This is a genomic window from Pseudomonas sp. GD04158, from assembly GCF_029834875.1.
In the GTDB taxonomy this organism is placed as follows: Bacteria; Pseudomonadota; Gammaproteobacteria; order Pseudomonadales; family Pseudomonadaceae; genus Aquipseudomonas; species Aquipseudomonas hydrolytica.
Map to the genome: position 1 here is coordinate 1 of NZ_JAODYT010000080.1, position 17429 is coordinate 17429.

Below are 17429 nucleotides of genomic sequence, written 5' to 3' on the forward strand. Positions count from 1 at the left end.
CGCACCGCTGAGCAACGCCTCGACCAGCACATCCAGCGCCAGGGCACTGGCCACCTCGCCGCGCTCGTGCCCGCCCATGCCATCGGCCAGGGCCCACAGGCCAAGGTCGGGACGGCAGATCAGGGCGTCCTCGTTGTGCGTGCGTACCTGGCCAGCCACGCTTTGCGCGGCGAAGACCACGGAGACAGGGGAAGGCTGGGACACGCGGTAAATCCTTGAGCGAACTGCGAATCGGCTCATGATGCGGCGGCGCGGCCGGGCTGTCACCGCCCGCAAGGCCGCAAATGCGCAGCCGTTAACCAAATGCGGTGGTTTAATGGAGCCCTCTTCCTGCCCCTTAAGCCCATGACCGCCCCGCACTTTCGCCGCCTTCCTCCGCCGCTGCGACCTCTGGCCGACAAGTTCTACCGCAGCCATCGCTCGCCGATGCGCAGCCAGGCGGGCGACGAGCTGTGGGTGGCACAGCGTGGCAGCGAGATCATCGCCGCCCTCAGCCTGCGCCCGGTAGCGGACGGCCAGTGGCTGACCGGCCTGTTCGTCGCACCCGGGCAACGCGGTCAGGGGCTGGCTGCCGGGCTGCTGCGATGCAGCCTGGCCGAGCACCCGGAAAGCGTCTGGCTGTTCTGCCATCCCGATCTGGGCCCGTTCTATCGGCGCCTGGGCTTCGATGACTGCCCGAGCCTGCCCCAGACGCTCGCCGAGCGACTGGCCCGTTACCAGCGCAGCAAGTCGCTGATCGCCCTGCGCGCTCACTGAACGACCCGTCGCAGGGAAAAATACTGGCACTTTGCTCAGGAATGCCCCTTGCCATAAGCGGTCAAAGCTCTGCATGCTTGTTTCATAACAACGAAAAGAAACGCTATGTCCATCCAGACCGCTCGCCTACTCAAGCGCCTGCGCAACGACTTCCAGCTGTCGATCATCACCCTGATGGGTCTGTTCGGCGTCATCGGCATCTCGCCCTATGCCGTTTACCGTCTGCTACATGGCAACTATCTGGTCGGCATTGCCGACACCATCATCGTTCTGTCCACGCTGTTCGCCGTGCTCTATGCCTGGGTCACTCGCGACACGGTCAAACCCGGTATCTACCTGGCCGCCGTGTTCTCTGTCGGTGCCACGCTGATCGCCATCAACCTGGGGGTCAACGGCCTGTTCTGGATCTATCCGCTGATTCTCTTCAACTTCTTCATGGTCACCCCGCGCAAGGCCCTGCTGGCCACCGCCCTGGTGCTGGTCAGCCTGGTCGCGCATGCCCTGCTGGTGCCCGGCAGCGTGTTCGAGAGCGACTACCAGATGGTCTCGTTCCTGGTCACCTGCATGATGGCCAGCGTGCTCAGCTTCATCTTCGCCGTGCGCACCCGCACCCAGCGCGACCAGCTGCAACTGCTGGCGATCCATGACCCGCTCACCGGCGCCCGCAACCGCCGGGCGATGAATGAAGAACTGAAGATCGCCATGGCCAGCCATCGCCGCCACAGCGACAGCTACGGCCTGCTGGTGATGGATCTGGACCATTTCAAACAGATCAATGATCGCTTCGGCCACCATGTCGGCGATCAGGTGCTGGTGGCCTTCGTCGAACTGATCAAGCGCTGCTCGCGCAAGGAGGATCGCCTGTTCCGTTTCGGCGGAGAGGAGTTTCTTCTGCTGCTACCCAATACCGAACTGCCGGGCCTGCAGGCGGCAGCACAGAATCTGCTCGGCCGGGTAGCACAGGAACTGAAAAGCCCGGGCGGCGCGGTGACGGTCTCCATCGGCGGCGCGGTGCTGCACAGCGGCGAGCACTGGGAAAGCTGGCTGCAGCGAGCCGACGAGAGCCTCTATCGCGCCAAGAGCGAGGGACGCAACCGCGCGGTGATCGCCGACGGCGCGACACCGCCGGCGAATGCCGCCAGGCACTGACACTCAGCGGCTGCGCTGCTGCTGATAACTGCCGCTACCCGGCTGGCGCTCTATGATCAGCCCGCCGGGGTACTCGATGGTCTGCCGAATGCCGCCGCGCGTCTCGCTGGAGTGGCTGCCGTAGCGGCTTTCCTGCCGCACGCTGCCCTGCGGCAGGCGCTGCCCGCCGTAGAGGTTGTGCTGCTCGTAACGCTCGTAACCGGAAACGCTGCCGCTGGCCCCGGGGCTGACGTAGCTCTTGGGAATGACGCGAATGGTCTGCGGCTGATCGGCGAACGCGGCAGCGGCGACGGATGCAGCCAGAATCATCAGGATCGAACGGATCAACATAGGCAACTCCCAGAAGGCTCGGCCTGCAGCCAAGCCAAGATGCACATTAGCTTCGACAGCACGGAGTGGGAATGTTGCAACGTCTGAGGACCCCATACGACAAAGGGCTAGCCGAAGCTAACCCTTTGATTTTCATGGTGCCGGAGACAGGAGTCGAACCTGCGACCTTCGCATTACGAATGCGCTGCTCTACCAACTGAGCTACACCGGCGAGAAGACGGCGGCATTATGCGAGCTGCAGCGCCGTGACTCAAGACGGCGGCGCTTCAGTTGTCGAGCAGTTCGATACGGTCGTCGTGAATGTGGATCAGGCCCTGCTTGTAGAGGCCGCCGATGGCCTTCTTGAAGTTGCCCTTGCTGACCCGGAACTGCTCGGCGATCGCCTCCGGCGGGCTCTTGTCGCCCAATGCCAGTACGCCGCCCTGCGCGCGCAGGCGTTCGATGATCTGCTCGGCCAGGCCGCTGGCAGCTTCGCGGCCGATGGGCTGCAGGCTCAGGCTGATCTTGCCGTCGGCGCGTAGCTCCTTGATGTAGCCCTTCTCGCGCATGCCGCTGCGGATGAACTTGAACAGTTCGTTCTTGTGAATCAGGCCCCAGTGCTTGCCGTCGATGATGGCCTTGAAGCCCAGGTCGGTCCGCTCGACCACCAGCAGATCGACTTCCTGGCCGACCTGATAATTGGCCGGCACCTTGTCCAGGTGGCGATCCAGACGCGCGGTGGCGGTAAGGCGGCGGGTGCGCTTGTCCAGGTACAGGTAGACCACGCAATAGTCGCCAATCTGCAGCGGGCGCTTCTCTTCGGAATGCGGCAGCAGCAGGTCCTTGGGCAGGCCCCAGTCGAAGAACAGGCCGACGCGGTTGATATCCACCACCTTGAGGCTGGCGAACTCGCCGAGCTGGATCTTCGGTTTCAGGGTGGTGGCGATCAGCTTGTCTTCACTGTCGAGGTAGATGAACACGTTGAGCCAGTCATCGACCTCGCTCGGCGTGTCCTTGGGGATGTAGCGCTTGGGCAGGAGGATTTCGCCATCCGCGCCACCGTCCAGGTACAGACCGAAGTCGGTGTGCTTGACCACCTGCAAAGAATTCATCCGCCCGATAACGGCCATCGTGTTCCACCTCGCCAAAACAGCCGGCCATTCTACCCGAGTTCAGGAGCCTCCGGGCTGGCAGCATGAGGAATCGACGGCCGGTAACTGGGAGCCGTAAGTGCCTGGAAAACAAGCTAGAAACGGCGATGAGGAACCACCTGCGAGCGGCCTGCGCTCATGTCGCGGGGCAATTGACCAAGCAGGAAGAGGCTCGTTGAGGCATAATGGCCGGCCGCCCATCTGAAAGAGATCAAGGTCATGGCCACCCTGCGCGTGAAGTCGTCCTCCAGCAAAGTCAGCAAGCCCGCCCCTGCCGTGGAAACCCGTGAATCCATCGAAGCTCAGGTAGCGGCCTTCCTGCAGGGCGGTGGCGAGATTCAGCAGATCGCCAAGGGCGTCAGCGGCCAGACCTACGGCGGCACCCGCCAGATCACCATCAGCAAGAAGTGATCGCCCCGGGTGCGGCATGCGCACCCGACACCTCTCCCGTGTTAGGCACCGCCAGACACGACCTGCGTTGCCATCGCTGCGCTAAAACAGAGGCGCGCGTCACTCGCTCGCCAGCCCCAGACGCAGCAACTGCCCCTTCGGCGCATCCGTCAGCACATACAGATAACCGTCCGGCCCCTGCCGCACGTCGCGCACTCGCGCCTTGAGCGGCTGCAGCAGACGCTCCTCATGCACGATCCTGTCGCCATCGAGCTGCAGACGAATCAGCGCCTGGCTGGACAATGCGCCGATGAACAGATTGTTCTGCCAGGCCGGGAAGCGCTCGGCATCGTAGAAGGCCATGCCACTGATCGCCGGGGACTTTTCCCAGACATGATGCGGCGGCTCGGTGCCTGCCACCGTTTTGCCCTTGGCCTCGGGGATGGCCAGCATCGAGTAGTTCACCCCGTGGGTCGCCAGCGGCCAGCCATAGTTCTTGCCCGCCTCGGGAATGTTGATTTCGTCGCCGCCGCGCGGGCCGTGCTCGTGGGTCCACAGGCGGCCGCTCCAAGGATTGAGCGCGGCGCCCTGCTGGTTGCGATGGCCGTAGGACCAGATCTCGTCACGGGCACCGTCACGGCTGACGAAGGGGTTGTCCTCGGGGATGCGCCCGTCCGGGAAGATGCGCACCAGCTTGCCCTGCAGCTTGTCGAGGTCCTGAGCGGTGGGGCGGTCGTTGTTGTCGCCCAGGGCGATGAACAGGTGACCGTCACGGTCGAACACCAGGCGCGAGCCGAAGTGCGTGCCGCTGGAGAGCTTGGGCTGCTGGCGGAAGATCACCTCGAAATCCTCCAGCGCCGTGGCATCGGCCGACAGCTTGCCGCGTCCGACCGCGGTACCGGCAGCGCCGTCACCCGCCTCGGCGTAGGACAGATAGACCAGCCGGTCTTCGGCGAAATCGGGCGACAGCACCACGTCGAGCAAACCGCCCTGGCCCACCGCGAACACCTCCGGCACGCCGCGTAGCGGCTCGGACAGCTGGCCTTCGGCGCTGACCCGGCGCAGTGCGCCAGGGCGCTCGGTCACCAGGTAACCCTGGCCATCCGGGAGGAACGCCACCGCCCAGGGATTGGCCAGCCCCTCGGCGACGGTATGGACCTGTAAGGGCCCCAATTCGGAGGACAATTGCCGGTCTTCGGCGAGGCTGTACTGGCAACCGAACAGGGCGACCATGGCGAAGGCGGCGAGTGGTTTCAGGCGCGGCATCGTGGCGTCTCCATGCGTCAGACAAGCCGGCATAGTGCAACAGCCATCCGGTGCTGACAGCCCCGCAAAAGTTTCCTCAGGTTTCAGTCCGCCAGGTAGCGCTGCTCGATACGCCGATACTCACCGCTCTCCCTGAGCCTGCGCAGGCCCTCGTCGAAGCGCTGGCGCTGCTCCTGGCGCCGGAAGCCGACCCGATACGGCGTAGGCGGGAACAGTTCGAACCAGGTCAGCGGCTGGTTGACGTCGACCTGATCGGCGACCTCACGGTTGAAGTAGCGAATGATCCGCTTGTCCCCCACCACCACCTCGATACGCCCGCTGTACAGCAGGCGGTTGCGATTGATCTGCAGCGCCTCTTCGCGATAACGCGGGTTGTTCATGGCCATGCGTTCGAACTCCGGCCCGAGCAGAACCCGGGCGCGCTGGAAGGCGCTCACGGAATGCCGACCGAGATCGGCGATGCGTTCGATACGGTAGCCGCGCCTGGCCAGGGCCACCGCCGCGTTGTGGTAGTGGATGTAGACGTCCGAGTAGAACGCCTCTACCCCGCTGCGCTCATGGGTGGTGGTGATGGCATCGATCTCGCCGCGCCGCAGCATCAGGTGCAGGCGTTCCATCGGCGCGTAGTAGGCGGTCACCACGAAACCGGCATTGCGCGCCGCGCCGTCCACCAGCTCGTACTCCAGACCACGCGGCTCGCCCTCGAACACGTAAGGTGGCTTGTGCGTGCCGAAGCCGACATGCAGCACCTGCGCGCTCGCCATTGCGGCCCAGCACCACAACAGCGCCACCATCCATCCTTTATACATGCCACCTCCGGCCTGCCCCGTCAGAGCATAGACGGCCGGCAGCCTTAATAACCAGAGTGGATGCCGGCCGATTCATTCCGCTTTGCCCTATCACAGCTAGACTGCCTCCACGCATTTTGCGCCTGCCTTCAGGAGACCAAGCCATGCTCAAAGCCGAATACCAACAACGCGGCCCGGTGCCGCAGGACGTGATCGAAGCGGTGCAGCTGCTACTGCCCGAGCCTGCCGCCGGGCAGGTGCGGGTGAAGGTGCTGGCCGCGCCAATCAACCCGTCCGACGTGCTGACTCTCACCGGTGCCTACGGCATGCTGCCGCCGCTGCCGGCCATCGGCGGCAACGAGGGCGTCGGCAGGGTCGAGGCGCTGGGTGAAGGCGTCGGCAACTTCAAGGTCGGCCAGACCGTGCTGCTGCCGGTAGGTTGCGGCACCTGGGTCACCGCCATGAACGCCCCGGCAGACAAGCTCATCCCGCTGCCGGATGCCGACCCGCTGCAGCTGGCCATGCTCACCGTCAATCCGCCGACCGCCTCGCTCCTGCTCAGCGAATTCGTCGACCTCAAGCCGGGCGACTGGGTGATCCAGAACGCCGCCAACTCGGGCGTCGGCAGCTACCTGATCCAGCTGGCCAAGCTGCGCGGCTTCAAGACCATCAACGTGGTGCGCCGCGAATCGGCCGTGGCCGGTGTCGAGGCCGAAGGCGGTGACCTGGTGCTGGTCGATGGTCCGGACCTGGCCAAGCGCGTGCGCGCGGCCACCGGCGGCGCAGAGGTGCGTCTGGGCATCGACGCCGTGGGTGGCGCCAGCACCGATCACATTGCCGCGACCCTGGCCAACGGCGGCGTGCTGGTGAACTACGGCATGATGAGCGGCGAGGCCTGCCAGGTTTCTCCGGCCTCCTTCGTCTTCCGCGACGTGACGCTGCGCGGCTTCTGGCTGGCCAAGTGGTTCCAGCAGGCCAGCCCGGCGCAGCAGATGAAGGTGTTCGGCGAGCTGGTACAGCTGATCGCCAGCGGCAAGCTGAAGACCCGCGTCGCGGCCACCTACGACCTTGAGCACATCAAGGATGCCGTGGCGGCCGCCGCCAGCGGCGAGCGCGACGGCAAGATCCTGCTGGTGCCCTGAGATGGGTGCGCATGGCGCACCCTACCTGCGCGCCGTCTGTGGCGCCTGCGGATCGTGATGGCGCCAAAACCCTAGGGTGTGCCGAGCGCACCGATCAATGAGCGGCGGTGCGCCTAGGCCCGCCGTGCATAGGGTGCGCACGGCGCACCCTACGGGGACCCAACCGCGCCCGGATATTGCGGACCTTATCCATGCGCTGCGCTGCGCACCGCCCCTCTTATGCCGGCACGGCCTGCGCCAATCCTTCGCGCATACGCAGCGCATCCTCCTGAAAGCAGCGCGCCGCCTGCAGCAGGGCCAGCAGCGTGAGCAGCAGGGCCACCGGAATCAGCAGCATGGCGTCGTGCAGGCCAACGGCCTTGAACGCTTCGCTCATCTCGCTGGCGCCGGCCGCATGCATCGCCGCCTGCGCGTAGTGATCCGACAGCCAGCCCACCGCCAGCGGACCAAGGCCGCCGCCGAGCAGATACAGACCGGCGAAGAACAAGGCCATGGCGGTGGCGCGCAGACGCGGCTCGACCACGTCCTGAATCGCCGTGTAGACGCAGGTGTAGAAGTTGTAGGAGAACAGCCAGCCCAGGCTGAACACGCCGACGAACAGTGCCGTGTCGATGCGCCCGGCGCTCAGCGCCCAGCCGGTGCACAGACAGGCCACCAGCATGCTGAATGCGGCGAACAGCAGCCGGCCATTGCCCCAGCGCTGGTGCACCTTGTCGGCGATCCAGCCGCCCAGGGTCAGACCCACCAGGCCGGTGAGTCCGACGATCACGCCGGTGGCCATCGCCGCGTTCTGCAGGCCCAGGCCGAAGTAGCGCTGCAGCATCGGCACCATGAACGAATTGCAGGCATAGGAGGCGAAGTTGAACGCCAGCCCCGCCAGTACCAGCCACCAGAAGGTGCGGATCGCCAGCACCTTGCGCAGCGGCTTGTCCACCGGCGCGCTGCTTACCCGCGTGCTCTCCGCCGCGCCGCGCGCCGGCTCGCGGATGAAGAACAGGAACAGCGCCAGGATCAGCCCCGGCACCGCCGCGATCAGAAAGGGCGCGCGCCAGCTGTCAAAGGCCTGGACCATGGCGCCGATGGTGAAGAAGGCCAGCAGCAGCCCCAGCGGCAGACCGAGCATGAAGATGCCCATGGCCCGCGCGCGCTTGTGCGCCGGAAACAGGTCGCCGATCAGCGAATTGGCCGCCGGTGCGTAGCTGGCCTCACCGATGCCCACCCCCATGCGAATCAGCAGAAAGCTCCAGAAATTCCACGCCATGCCGTTGAGCGCCGTCAGCCCGCTCCAGGCTGCCAGGCCCCAGCCCATGATCTTGCGCCGCGCGCCGGTATCGGCCATGCGCCCCAGCGGAACGCCGGCCAGGGCGTAGACGATGGTGAAGGCGGTACCGATCAGGCCCAGCTGCAGGTCGCTCAGGCTCCATTCCAGACGGATCGGCTCGATGATGATGGCGGGGATGGTGCGGTCGAAGAAATTGAACAGGTTGGCCAGGAAAAGCAGGAACAGAATGCGCCAGGCATTCGAGGCTTGCTGATTGGGCTGCACGACAAGGTGTCTCCTTTTTGTTGTATGCGTGCGCTCTACCGCAGTGGCGCCTACCTTGGCAGCACCGAGCGCAGGCTGGTTGACGGCAATCTAGAGCCTTTGCCGATGCTTGTCTGCGACCATTCGCTTGGTTTATGCACAGCGATGAGACGTAACAGCCGCAGCGGCTCATATCCGGTAGGAATAACGCGCAAAACATTTTTCCGTGCTAGAACCAATGGGGTTGGTCATTTCATGGCCAATGGCCAATACCCACTGACTCGCCGGACTGTCACCGATGAAAACTAAAAAAGACGCCGTAGCCCCCGCCAAGGAAGCCACCCTGGCCGATATCGCCGACAACCTGCTGGCGCCGCCCGCGCTGCCGGGGCGCAGCGATACCGGCGAGCAGTACCTGTATTTCACCGAGCGCGACATCGAGCGCATCCTCGATAACCTCGACGGCCTGCGCAACCTGGTGTTCCCCCTGGGCGAGCCGCTGGACGAAGGCGAGTCGAGCCGTATCCAGCAGTTTCCCTCGGTGTGCCTGATCGGCCTTGGCCGCTGCGGCTCGAACATCGCCCTGGACGTCGCTTCCCTGGTCTACAACGCCCGCCAGTTCTATCTGGAGGAATTCCACAGCGAGGCCACCGCAGCCATCGAGCAGGCCTCGCGCCCCAGCCGCTGGATTCGCAGCAACCTGCTGCGCGCCCCGCACAAGAGCAGCAAGCCGGTGTTCCTGATCGAGCCGCTGGTGATGCTCGGCGACCTGGACAAGGACATCGCCGGACGCATCCGCTTCTCGCGCAAGGGCGAAATGAGCGGCTTTCTCGACGACTACAGCAAGATGAAGATCATGGACCTGTCCGAGGTGCATGCCGGTGGCGCCGGCAATGCCCCGATCCTCGGCCAGTACCTGGCCAAGATCATCCTCAACAAGGACACCCAGCGCTTTTCCAACGAAGACTGGAAGTTCATCCACAGCTACCTGATCGACTCCTGCGGGATCAAGGCCAATCAGTCGCGGCTGTACTTCTACATCTTCAGCGCCGGTGGCGGCACTGGCTCGGGGATGGCCTCGGAGTTCGGCCTGGCGCAGCAGTTCGCCTACATGAGCAAGACCTTCGACAGCAAGGCGCCGGAAGATGGCGAGGCCGAGCGTGATCGCGGTTTCGTCTTCGAGCCGATCTTCACCAGCGGCATCTGCATCCTGCCGAACATCTCCGACCAGCGCAGCGAGATGTCCGAGGCGCTGCACATCAACGCCGGCCGCCTGCTGTGCAAGTACCTGGCCGAGGAATGGGACTTCTCCTACAACTTCGACAACGAGCAGAGCAGCGCCGAGAGCGTGATGCGCCGCATCCGCCCGTGGAACGCGATGATGCTGATCTCCAACGACATCATGCGCTACGCCGAAGAGAGCGGTGACGGCAGCATCCACAACATCGACGTGACCGCCATGGAGCGCCACGCCAACCAGTACATCTCGCAGCAGATCTTCAACATCCTCACCGCCCAGGCGGTGACCAGCGACTACGACCAGAACTACTTCCGCCGCGCCGGCATCGACATCGGCGAGACCATCCGCCTCGACGCCAACGACCTGTTCATGAGCCTGGCCGGTCCGGTGGCCGTGGCCTACGCCGAATCCGTGGTGCCCGAACAGCATGCCCAGCTATCGGAAAAATTCCGCGTGCTGGACAAGGAGCAGCACCCGCCCCGGCTGAACATCGACGACCTGTTCTTCCGCTCCATCGACCTGCCGCACTTCAACAAGGTCACCCAGGCCATCGAGGGCATCAGCCTGCTGCCGATCGAATCCAAGCGCTATCGCCAGGCCCTGGAGCAGTACAAGGCCAGCGGCTACGACGCCACGCAACTGAGCGACCTGCACTTCTTCAAGAACTGCTCCTCGGTGGTGTCCATCGTCTCCCTGCCCAAGGATTACAAGCTGTCCTACATGGACCTGAACCGACTCAAGACCCACCTCAACAACCTCTTCCCCAACACCACGCTCAAGCGCTACGCGCTGGTGATCGGCGCCTCGGCCAACCTCTCGCTGACCACCCTGATCGTCAAGAGCCCGTGCCTGTCGGACGACTTCCTGACCCTGATCGTCGCCTACATCAAGCGCTGCTTCGCCCGCGACCAGTACCGCTTCGACGACAGCCTGGACGACGCCATGCTCGATTTCATCGTCGCCGAGCGCTTCAACGAGGCGCAGCTCGACGCCATGCTCAACGAGCACGAAGACCCGGCGAAGATCCTCGACACCAACTGGTACGCGATCAAACCGATGTACGAGAAGAAGTACCGCGAGCTGATCCACGACGCGGAGAAATTCGTTTCGATCAACGACATCCGCCTGACCCGCGACAGCGTCAAGCAGGCGATCAAGTACCTGCGCGAGATCTACCGCCACCGCATCGGCAAGACTCGGGTAATCTCCCTCAACGACTACGGCAAGTAGGGGCGGCCGGGCGCGTCCGATCAGGCGCGCCCATCACGGACAGGCGGGGTGGTCATGCAAGGGTTCCCGATCCGTTTTCTCGCAGAACTGCCCGAACAGGGACAGCTACTGCTCGACTGCAGCCATGATCCCTGGCTGGTGCTGCTGTCCTACGCCATTGCCACCGGTGGCAGCCTCTGCACCCTGATCATCACCCAGCATCTGCAACAGGTGCAGCGACGCAGCATGCGCCTGGCCTGGGGCCTGGTCGGCGGCCTGTGTCTGGCTGGCGGCATCTGGTCCATGCACTTCATCGGCATGCTGGCCTTCCAGGCGCCGGTCGCCATCGCCTACGACCTGGCCACCACCCTGCTGTCGCTGCTGGTGGCGCTGGCCGCCGCCCTGCTCGCCCTGTACTGCATGGCCATGCCGAACCCCGGCCTGAGCCGGCAGCTCCTGGCCGCGGTGATCATCGGCCTGGGCATCAGCGCCATGCACTACAGCGGCATGGCGGCGATCCGCTCGCCGGCCGAGGCTTACTACCAGGGCGACCTGTTCGCACTGTCCGTCGGCATCGCCATCAGTGCCAGTTTCGCCGCCTTGCTGCTCAACCGTTACGTGCAGCATGGCGCTCCCCGCCACCAGCACTGGCTCAGGCTCTGTGCAGCGCTGGTGATGGGCGCGGCGATTGCCTCCATGCACTACACCGGCATGGCTTCGCTCAATCTGGTGGTGCCGGAGGGCACGCCGTTGCAACTGCGCAGTGCCGACAATGCCGGACAGCTGGTGCTGATCGTCGCCTCGATCACCCTGCTGATTCTTGGCCTGAGCCTGGCCGCGGCCTGGGCCGGCCGCAAGCTGGACGACAAGGAACGCGACCTGCAGCGGGTCAACAACCTGCTGATGCAACTCGACCAGGCCAAGGCCTCACTGGAGCAGGTAGCGCATTTCGACCCCCTGACCGAGCTGCTCAACCGCCGCGGCTTCAACCGGGTGTTCGCCGCTACCCTGGAAGAGCACGCCATCACCGGGCGCAGCCTGGCGGTGATGTTTCTCGACGTCGACCACTTCAAACGCGTCAACGACACCCTGGGCCACGATGCCGGCGACGAACTGCTGCGCGTGGTGGCGCAGCGCATCCGCGGCTCCCTGCGCGAACGCGACATCATCGCCCGCTTCGGCGGCGACGAGTTCTGCGTGGTCGCCAGCCTGGACAGCAATGCAGCACCACGGGTGCTGGCCCAGCGCATCCTGGAGCAGATGAAGGAGCCGATCAGCCTGACCGGCCGCAGGATCGTGATGACCACCAGCGTCGGCATCAGCCTGTTCCCGCAGGACGGCAACAGCGCGGAGGAACTGCTCAAGCACGCCGACCTGGCGCTGTACCAATCCAAGGGCAGCGGGCGCAACGTGGTGCACTTCTTCAACCCGCATCTCAAGCAGAAGGCTTCGTTCGAACTGCAGCTGGAAGAGGACCTGCGCCAGGCCCTGCAGCAGGACAACTGCCTGATGCTGTTCTATCAGCCGATCATCGACCTGCGCAGCGGCGCGCTGAGCAAGCTCGAAGCCCTGGTGCGCTGGCATCATCCCCTGCACGGCCTGCTCACCCCCGAACGCTTCATCGCCATTGCCGAAGCCAACGGCTTCATCGATCAACTCGACGACTGGGTACTGCGCCGCGCCTGCCACGACCTCAACAGCCTCGAGCACATGGGCTATCCGGGGCTGAAGATCGCGGTCAACTGCTCGGCGCTGAACCTGGCCAACGACCAGTTGCCGGGTCGCATCGAACAGCACCTGCAGGCCACCCGCTGCCCCGCCCAGTGCCTGGAGCTGGAAGTCACCGAAAGCGCGCTGTTGAGCAACATCAACCGCGCCATCGGTCTGCTCGAGCGCATACGGGCCCTGGGCGTATGCCTGTCCATCGACGACTTCGGCACCGGCTACTCCTCGCTCGCCTACCTGCGCCGGCTGCCGCTGGATACCCTGAAGATCGACCGTTCCTTCATCCAGGATCTGGCCAATTCGAACCAGGACCGCGAGATCGTCCACGCCATCATCGCCATGGCCCACGCCCTGCACCTGAAGGTAGTGGCCGAGGGCGTGGAAACCGGCGAACAACTGGCGTTCCTGCAGGATCGAGGTTGCGACCAGGTGCAGGGCTACCTGTTCAGCAAGCCGCTGCCGCTGGAAGAAATCGTCAGCCGCTTCCCGCCGCATATCCGACCGCTGGAACGGGTGGGCATGAGGCTCTAGCCCGGCGCTCCGGATTTCTCGGTGCGCACGGCGCACCCTACCTAGCCGACTCAACCCGGCACGGAGCACCGCCCGTAGGGCGCGCCATGCGCACCAGCCGCAGCATCAAACACCGGTGCCCGCCGACGCCACGCTAGAACTCCCGGTGCGCGCGGCGCACCCTACCTATCCGGCTCAACCCGGCACGGAGCACCGCCCCGTAGGGTGCGCCATGCGCACCAGCCGCGACATCAACCACCAATGCCTACCGCCGCCGCAGCCGGACTCCCGGTGCGCACGGCGCACCCTACCTAGCCGACTCAACCCGGCACGCAGCACCGCCCGTAGGGTGCGCCATGCGCACCAGCCGCGACTCAACCACCGATGCCCGCCGACGCCACGCCAGAACTCCCGGTGCGCGCGGCGCACCCTACCTAGCCGACGCAACCCGGCACGGAGCACCGCCCCGTAGGGTGCGCCATGCGCACCAGCCGCAGCATCAAACACCGGTGCCTATCGCCACCGCAGCCGGACTCCCGGAGCGCGCAGCGCACCCTACGAGCGTTGCTGCCACTGCGCCAACCAGCCCAGGCTCGCCTGGGTGCCTGCATCGCCGGGCCTGTATTCGGCCCCCAGCCAGCCGTCGTAGCCGCTCTCGCGCAGGGTCTCGAGCAACGGCGCGAAATCCAGCTCACCGCTGCCCGGGGCGCCGCGCCCCGGCACATCGGCGAACTGCACATGACCGATGCGCCCCGCCAGCAGGCGCATGCCGGCGGCCACGTCCAGCCCCTGACGCGCCATATGGTAGAGGTCGTACTGTGCGGCCAGATTCGGGTGATCGACCGCACGCAGCAGCTCATCGAGATGCTCCGGCGTGTTGATCACAAAGCCCGGCATGTCGATGGGGTTGATCGCCTCGACCAGCACGCGAATGCCCAGTGTGGCGAAGGCCTCGGCGCTCCTGCGCAGGTTGGCGACCAGACACGCCAGCGCCTGCTCGCGGCTCACGCCTTCGGCCAGGCGCCCTGGCAGCACGTTGATGCAGGCCGGGCGCACCATGGCGGCGTAGGTCAATGCCTCCTGCAGGGCAGCGTCGAACTCGGCCTGACGCGCCGGCACACTGGCCAGGCCGGGCCCGCCGCTCATCAGGTCGCCCGCCGGCACGTTGATCAGCACCAGCGGCAAACCGCTGAGCTCCAGTGTTTCCTTCAGGGCGATGGCCGGCAGCTCGTAGGGAAACTGGATCTCCACAGCATCGAACCCCGCACGCATCGCCGCCAGCACACGCTCGCGCAGCGGCAGTTCGGTGAACAGCATGGACAGGTTGGCGGCGATCTTCATGGGCATTGCTCGCGCAGCAGTTCCACCAGCGTGGCTGGGTCGCGCTCCAAGTTGCCCTGGCTGCCGTGCAGACGCATCAGCTGCGCGGCCAGGCCGCTCATGGGCGTGGCGCTGCCCTGCTCACGGGATAGTTTGACCGCGGTGTCGAGGTCCTTGAGCAGCGTGCGCACGTGCCACTTGATCGGCTCGAACTGGCTGGCGGCCATCTGCGGGGCGAGAATCTGCAGCGGTTTGGAATCGGCGAAACCTCCGGCCAGCGCCAGTGCAATCAGGCTGGCATCGACGCCGGAGCGCTCGGCCAGCGCCACTACCTCGGCGATCACCAGGGCGTTGCAGGCGACGATCATCTGGTTGCACACCTTGGTCACCTGCCCGGCGCCCACCTCGCCCATGCGCGTCAGACGCTGGCCCAGATGCGCCAGCACCGGACGCACGCGCTCCACGTCTTCGTCCCGGCCGCCGGCCATGATCGCCAGCGTGCCGGCCTCGGCGCCGGGCGTGCCACCGGAGACCGGCGCATCCACCCAGCGCATGCCGGTACGCGCCTCCAGTTCGGCGGCCATTTCACGGGTAGCCGCCGGTTCCAGGCTGGAGAAATCCACCAGCAACTGCCCCGGCCGCGCGCCCTCGACGATGCCACCCGGGCCGAACACCACCTCACGCACCACCTCGGTATTGGCCAGGCAGAGCATCACCACACTGGCATCGCGGCACAGTTCGGCGGGGTTCTCCACGCGATGCGCACCCAGCTCCAGCAGCGGCGCGCACTTGTCCGGCGTGCGGTTCCAGAGGGTCAGCGGATAGCCTGCGGCGAGCAGGCGGCGGGTCATCGGCAGGCCCATCAGACCAATCCCGGCAAAGGCCAGGGCGGGCAGCGTTGCAGTCATCGATCAACTCCAGGCAGTTCGTCTTCAGCGCGCATCTTAACCCCGGAGTCAGCTGTGTGCTGCCGGGGCTGCATCGGCAGCGCCGGGCCACTATACTCCGCGCGCCTTCCCCGCTATTGAACCGGAGAATCCGACATGTTCAAGAACACCCTGGCGCTCGCCGCCGGCATCGCCCTGTCCGTATCTGCTGTATTCGCGCAAGCCGCCGACGTCCTCAAGGTCTCGGCCATCCCCGACGAAGCCCCCACCGAACTGCTGCGCAAATTCAAGCCGCTGGGCGCCTACCTGGAACAGGAACTGGGCATGAAGGTGGAGTTCGTGCCGGTGGCCGACTACGCCGCCGTGGTCGAGGCGCTGGCCGCCGACCGTATCGACATGGCCTGGCTGGGCGGCTTCACCTTCGTCCAGGCACACCTGAAGACCGGTAACGCCGTACCGCTGGTACAGCGTGAACAGGACGCCGAGTTCACCAGCAAATTCATCACCTCCGACCCGGCGGTGAAATCGCTGCAGGACCTCAAGGGCAAGACCTTCGCGTTCGGCTCGGTGTCCTCCACCTCCGGCAGCCTGATGCCGCGCTACTTCATGCTGCAGGACGGCATCAAGCCGGAAGACTTCTTCAGCCGCGTGGCCTACTCCGGCGCCCACGACGCCACCGCGGCCTGGGTGCAGGCCGGCAAGGCCGACGGCGGCGTGCTCAACGCCTCGGTGTGGCAGAAGCTGGTGGACGCCGGCAAGGTCGACACCGACAAGGTCAAGGTCTTCGCCACCACCCCGACCTACTACGACTACAACTGGACCGTGCGCGGCAACCTCGACGCCGATCTGCAGGCGAAGATCAAGAGCGCCTTCCTCGCCCTCGACCCGGCCAAGCCCGAGCACAAGGCGATTCTCGACCTGCAGGCCGCCAGCCGCTTCATCGAGACCAAGCCTGAAAACTATGAAGGCATCGAAGAAGCCGCTCGCGCCGCCGGCCTGCTCAAGTGAGCATCGCCCTGCGTGGCGTGGGCCTGGCCCACGCCAACGGCAAGGTTGCGCTGGAAAACATCGATCTCGAGGTCAGCCCCGGCGAACGAGTGGCCATCATCGGCCCCTCGGGTGCCGGCAAGACCACCCTGCTGCGCCTGCTGGCCACCAGCCTGCAACCCACGCGCGGCGAGCTCGACCTGCTGCAGCACAACCCCTGGCGCCTGGCTGCCCGCCAGCGCCAGCGTCTGCGTGCGCGTATCGGCCTGATCCATCAGGCACCGCCGCTGCCGCCGCGCCAGCGCGTGGTCACCGCCGTGCTGGCCGGCAAGCTTGGCCAGTGGTCAGTGGCCAAAGGCCTGCTCAACCTGCTGCATCCGCTGGATGCCGGCGGTGCCCAGGCCGCCCTGGCGCGCCTGGATATCGCCGACAAGCTCTACCAGCGTTGCGATCAGCTCTCAGGCGGTCAGTTGCAGCGCGTCGGCATCGCCCGCGTGCTGTACCAGGCGCCGGAACTGATCCTCGCCGACGAACCGGTCTCGGCCATGGACCCGGTGCTCGCCGGCCACACCCTGGCCGTGCTCAATCGCGAGGCCGCCGAGCGCGGCATGACCCTGCTGGCCAGCCTGCACGCCGTCGACCTGGCGCTGGCGCACTTTCCCCGCATCGTTGGCATTCGCGATGGGTGTATCGCCTTCGACCTGCCGGCCATTGAGGTGCAGCCCGAGCAGTTGCAGGCGCTGTATGCCAACGAGCAGCTGCAGGCCACGCCCAGCTCGCCCGTACAGCCGCAACCGACGCATATCCCGCGATGCTGACCACCGCCCCACGCGACCCCGCCGCCCTGCCGCGCCTGCTGATTACCGTTCTGGCGCTGCTGCTGTTGTGGCCTGGCCTGAGCCTGAGCGAGCTGGACCTGGCCGTACTGGTCGATGGCGACAACACCCGCGCCATGGGCAACTTCCTCGCCGGTTTCTGGCCGCCGGCGCATGACGCCGAGTTCCTCGCCCTGCTCGGCCGCGCCACCCTGGAAACCCTGGCCATCGCCACCGCCGGCATGAGCCTGGCGCTGCTG

Annotated in this window: 15 protein-coding genes, 1 tRNA gene and 2 pseudogenes; 9 read left to right on the forward strand and 9 right to left on the reverse strand. The window is 65.7% G+C overall.

Translation table 11 applies throughout. The features are described from left to right. Positions 1–204, reverse strand: a pseudogene (locus N7333_RS20825) (serine/threonine-protein phosphatase); the annotation flags it as partial. A 141-nt stretch (positions 205–345) separates the two neighbouring features. On the opposite strand from N7333_RS20825, the gene N7333_RS20830 reads away from it, so the two are divergent. Further along, positions 346–756: a GNAT family N-acetyltransferase gene (locus N7333_RS20830; RefSeq protein ID WP_129481604.1), complete on the forward strand. Its 411-nt coding sequence runs from the start codon at positions 346–348 to the stop codon at positions 754–756. A gap of 105 nt (positions 757–861) precedes the next feature. Further along, the gene (locus tag N7333_RS20835; protein ID WP_129481605.1) at positions 862–1905 is read left to right on the forward strand and encodes a GGDEF domain-containing protein; all 1044 of its coding nucleotides are present in this window, start codon (positions 862–864) and stop codon (positions 1903–1905) included. A gap of 3 nt (positions 1906–1908) precedes the next feature. On the opposite strand, the gene N7333_RS20840 is transcribed toward N7333_RS20835, so the two are convergent. From N7333_RS20840 to N7333_RS20850, 3 genes are all read right to left on the reverse strand, one after another. Further along, the gene (locus N7333_RS20840; RefSeq protein WP_012019298.1) at positions 1909–2235 is read right to left on the reverse strand and encodes a hypothetical protein; all 327 of its coding nucleotides are present in this window, start codon (positions 2233–2235) and stop codon (positions 1909–1911) included. A gap of 135 nt (positions 2236–2370) precedes the next feature. After that, a tRNA-Thr gene (locus N7333_RS20845) sits at positions 2371–2446 on the reverse strand. 55 nt (positions 2447–2501) lie between these two features. Next, positions 2502–3344 (reverse strand): S1-like domain-containing RNA-binding protein, encoded by an 843-nt coding sequence (locus tag N7333_RS20850; protein ID WP_129481606.1) that lies wholly within the window; start codon positions 3342–3344, stop codon positions 2502–2504. Positions 3345–3584: 240 nt separating this feature from the next. On the opposite strand from N7333_RS20850, the gene N7333_RS20855 reads away from it, so the two are divergent. Continuing rightward, complete coding sequence (locus tag N7333_RS20855) at positions 3585–3776, forward strand: hypothetical protein (RefSeq protein WP_003245796.1); 192 nt, start codon at positions 3585–3587, stop codon at positions 3774–3776. Between the two features lie 99 nt (positions 3777–3875). On the opposite strand, the gene N7333_RS20860 is transcribed toward N7333_RS20855, so the two are convergent. After that, positions 3876–4988 (reverse strand): PQQ-dependent sugar dehydrogenase, encoded by a 1113-nt coding sequence (locus N7333_RS20860; RefSeq protein ID WP_252576793.1) that lies wholly within the window; start codon positions 4986–4988, stop codon positions 3876–3878. A 116-nt stretch (positions 4989–5104) separates the two neighbouring features. Then, positions 5105–5785 (reverse strand): transporter substrate-binding domain-containing protein, encoded by a 681-nt coding sequence (locus N7333_RS20865; protein WP_003245800.1) that lies wholly within the window; start codon positions 5783–5785, stop codon positions 5105–5107. Between the two features lie 188 nt (positions 5786–5973). Between N7333_RS20865 and N7333_RS20870 the strand changes: the two genes are divergently transcribed. After that, positions 5974–6951: a zinc-dependent alcohol dehydrogenase family protein gene (locus tag N7333_RS20870; protein ID WP_129481608.1), complete on the forward strand. Its 978-nt coding sequence runs from the start codon at positions 5974–5976 to the stop codon at positions 6949–6951. A gap of 217 nt (positions 6952–7168) precedes the next feature. On the opposite strand, the gene N7333_RS20875 is transcribed toward N7333_RS20870, so the two are convergent. Further along, positions 7169–8497, reverse strand: a complete 1329-nt coding sequence (locus N7333_RS20875) for an MFS transporter (protein ID WP_003245803.1) — start codon at positions 8495–8497, stop codon at positions 7169–7171. A 277-nt stretch (positions 8498–8774) separates the two neighbouring features. On the opposite strand from N7333_RS20875, the gene N7333_RS20880 reads away from it, so the two are divergent. Both N7333_RS20880 and N7333_RS20885 read left to right on the forward strand, forming a co-directional pair. Then, entirely contained in the window at positions 8775–10946 is a 2172-nt protein-coding gene (locus N7333_RS20880; protein WP_096825929.1) for a hypothetical protein, read from the forward strand. A 54-nt stretch (positions 10947–11000) separates the two neighbouring features. Continuing rightward, positions 11001–13181, forward strand: coding sequence for an EAL domain-containing protein (locus N7333_RS20885; protein ID WP_129481609.1), 2181 nt, complete (start codon positions 11001–11003; stop codon positions 13179–13181). 534 nt (positions 13182–13715) lie between these two features. Here N7333_RS20885 and N7333_RS20890 read toward each other — a convergent pair. Then, positions 13716–14501: a TIM barrel protein gene (locus tag N7333_RS20890; RefSeq protein ID WP_129481610.1), complete on the reverse strand. Its 786-nt coding sequence runs from the start codon at positions 14499–14501 to the stop codon at positions 13716–13718. Further along, positions 14498–15388: an NAD(P)-dependent oxidoreductase gene (locus N7333_RS20895; protein ID WP_129481611.1), complete on the reverse strand. Its 891-nt coding sequence runs from the start codon at positions 15386–15388 to the stop codon at positions 14498–14500. The genes N7333_RS20890 and N7333_RS20895 overlap by 4 nt, the downstream gene beginning before the upstream one ends. 135 nt (positions 15389–15523) lie before the next feature. Here N7333_RS20895 and N7333_RS20900 point away from each other — a divergent pair, with 135 nt between their 5' ends. From N7333_RS20900 to N7333_RS20910, 3 genes and pseudogenes are all read left to right on the forward strand, one after another. Further along, on the forward strand, positions 15524–16375 hold the full coding sequence (locus N7333_RS20900; protein ID WP_129481612.1) for a putative selenate ABC transporter substrate-binding protein: 852 nt from the start codon (positions 15524–15526) through the stop codon (positions 16373–16375). Continuing rightward, complete coding sequence (locus N7333_RS20905; RefSeq protein WP_129481613.1) at positions 16372–17172, forward strand: phosphonate ABC transporter ATP-binding protein; 801 nt, start codon at positions 16372–16374, stop codon at positions 17170–17172. Before N7333_RS20900 ends, N7333_RS20905 begins: the two co-directional genes overlap by 4 nt. After that, positions 17166–17429, forward strand: a pseudogene (locus N7333_RS20910) (ABC transporter permease); the annotation flags it as partial. The gene N7333_RS20905 and the pseudogene N7333_RS20910, both read left to right, overlap by 7 nt.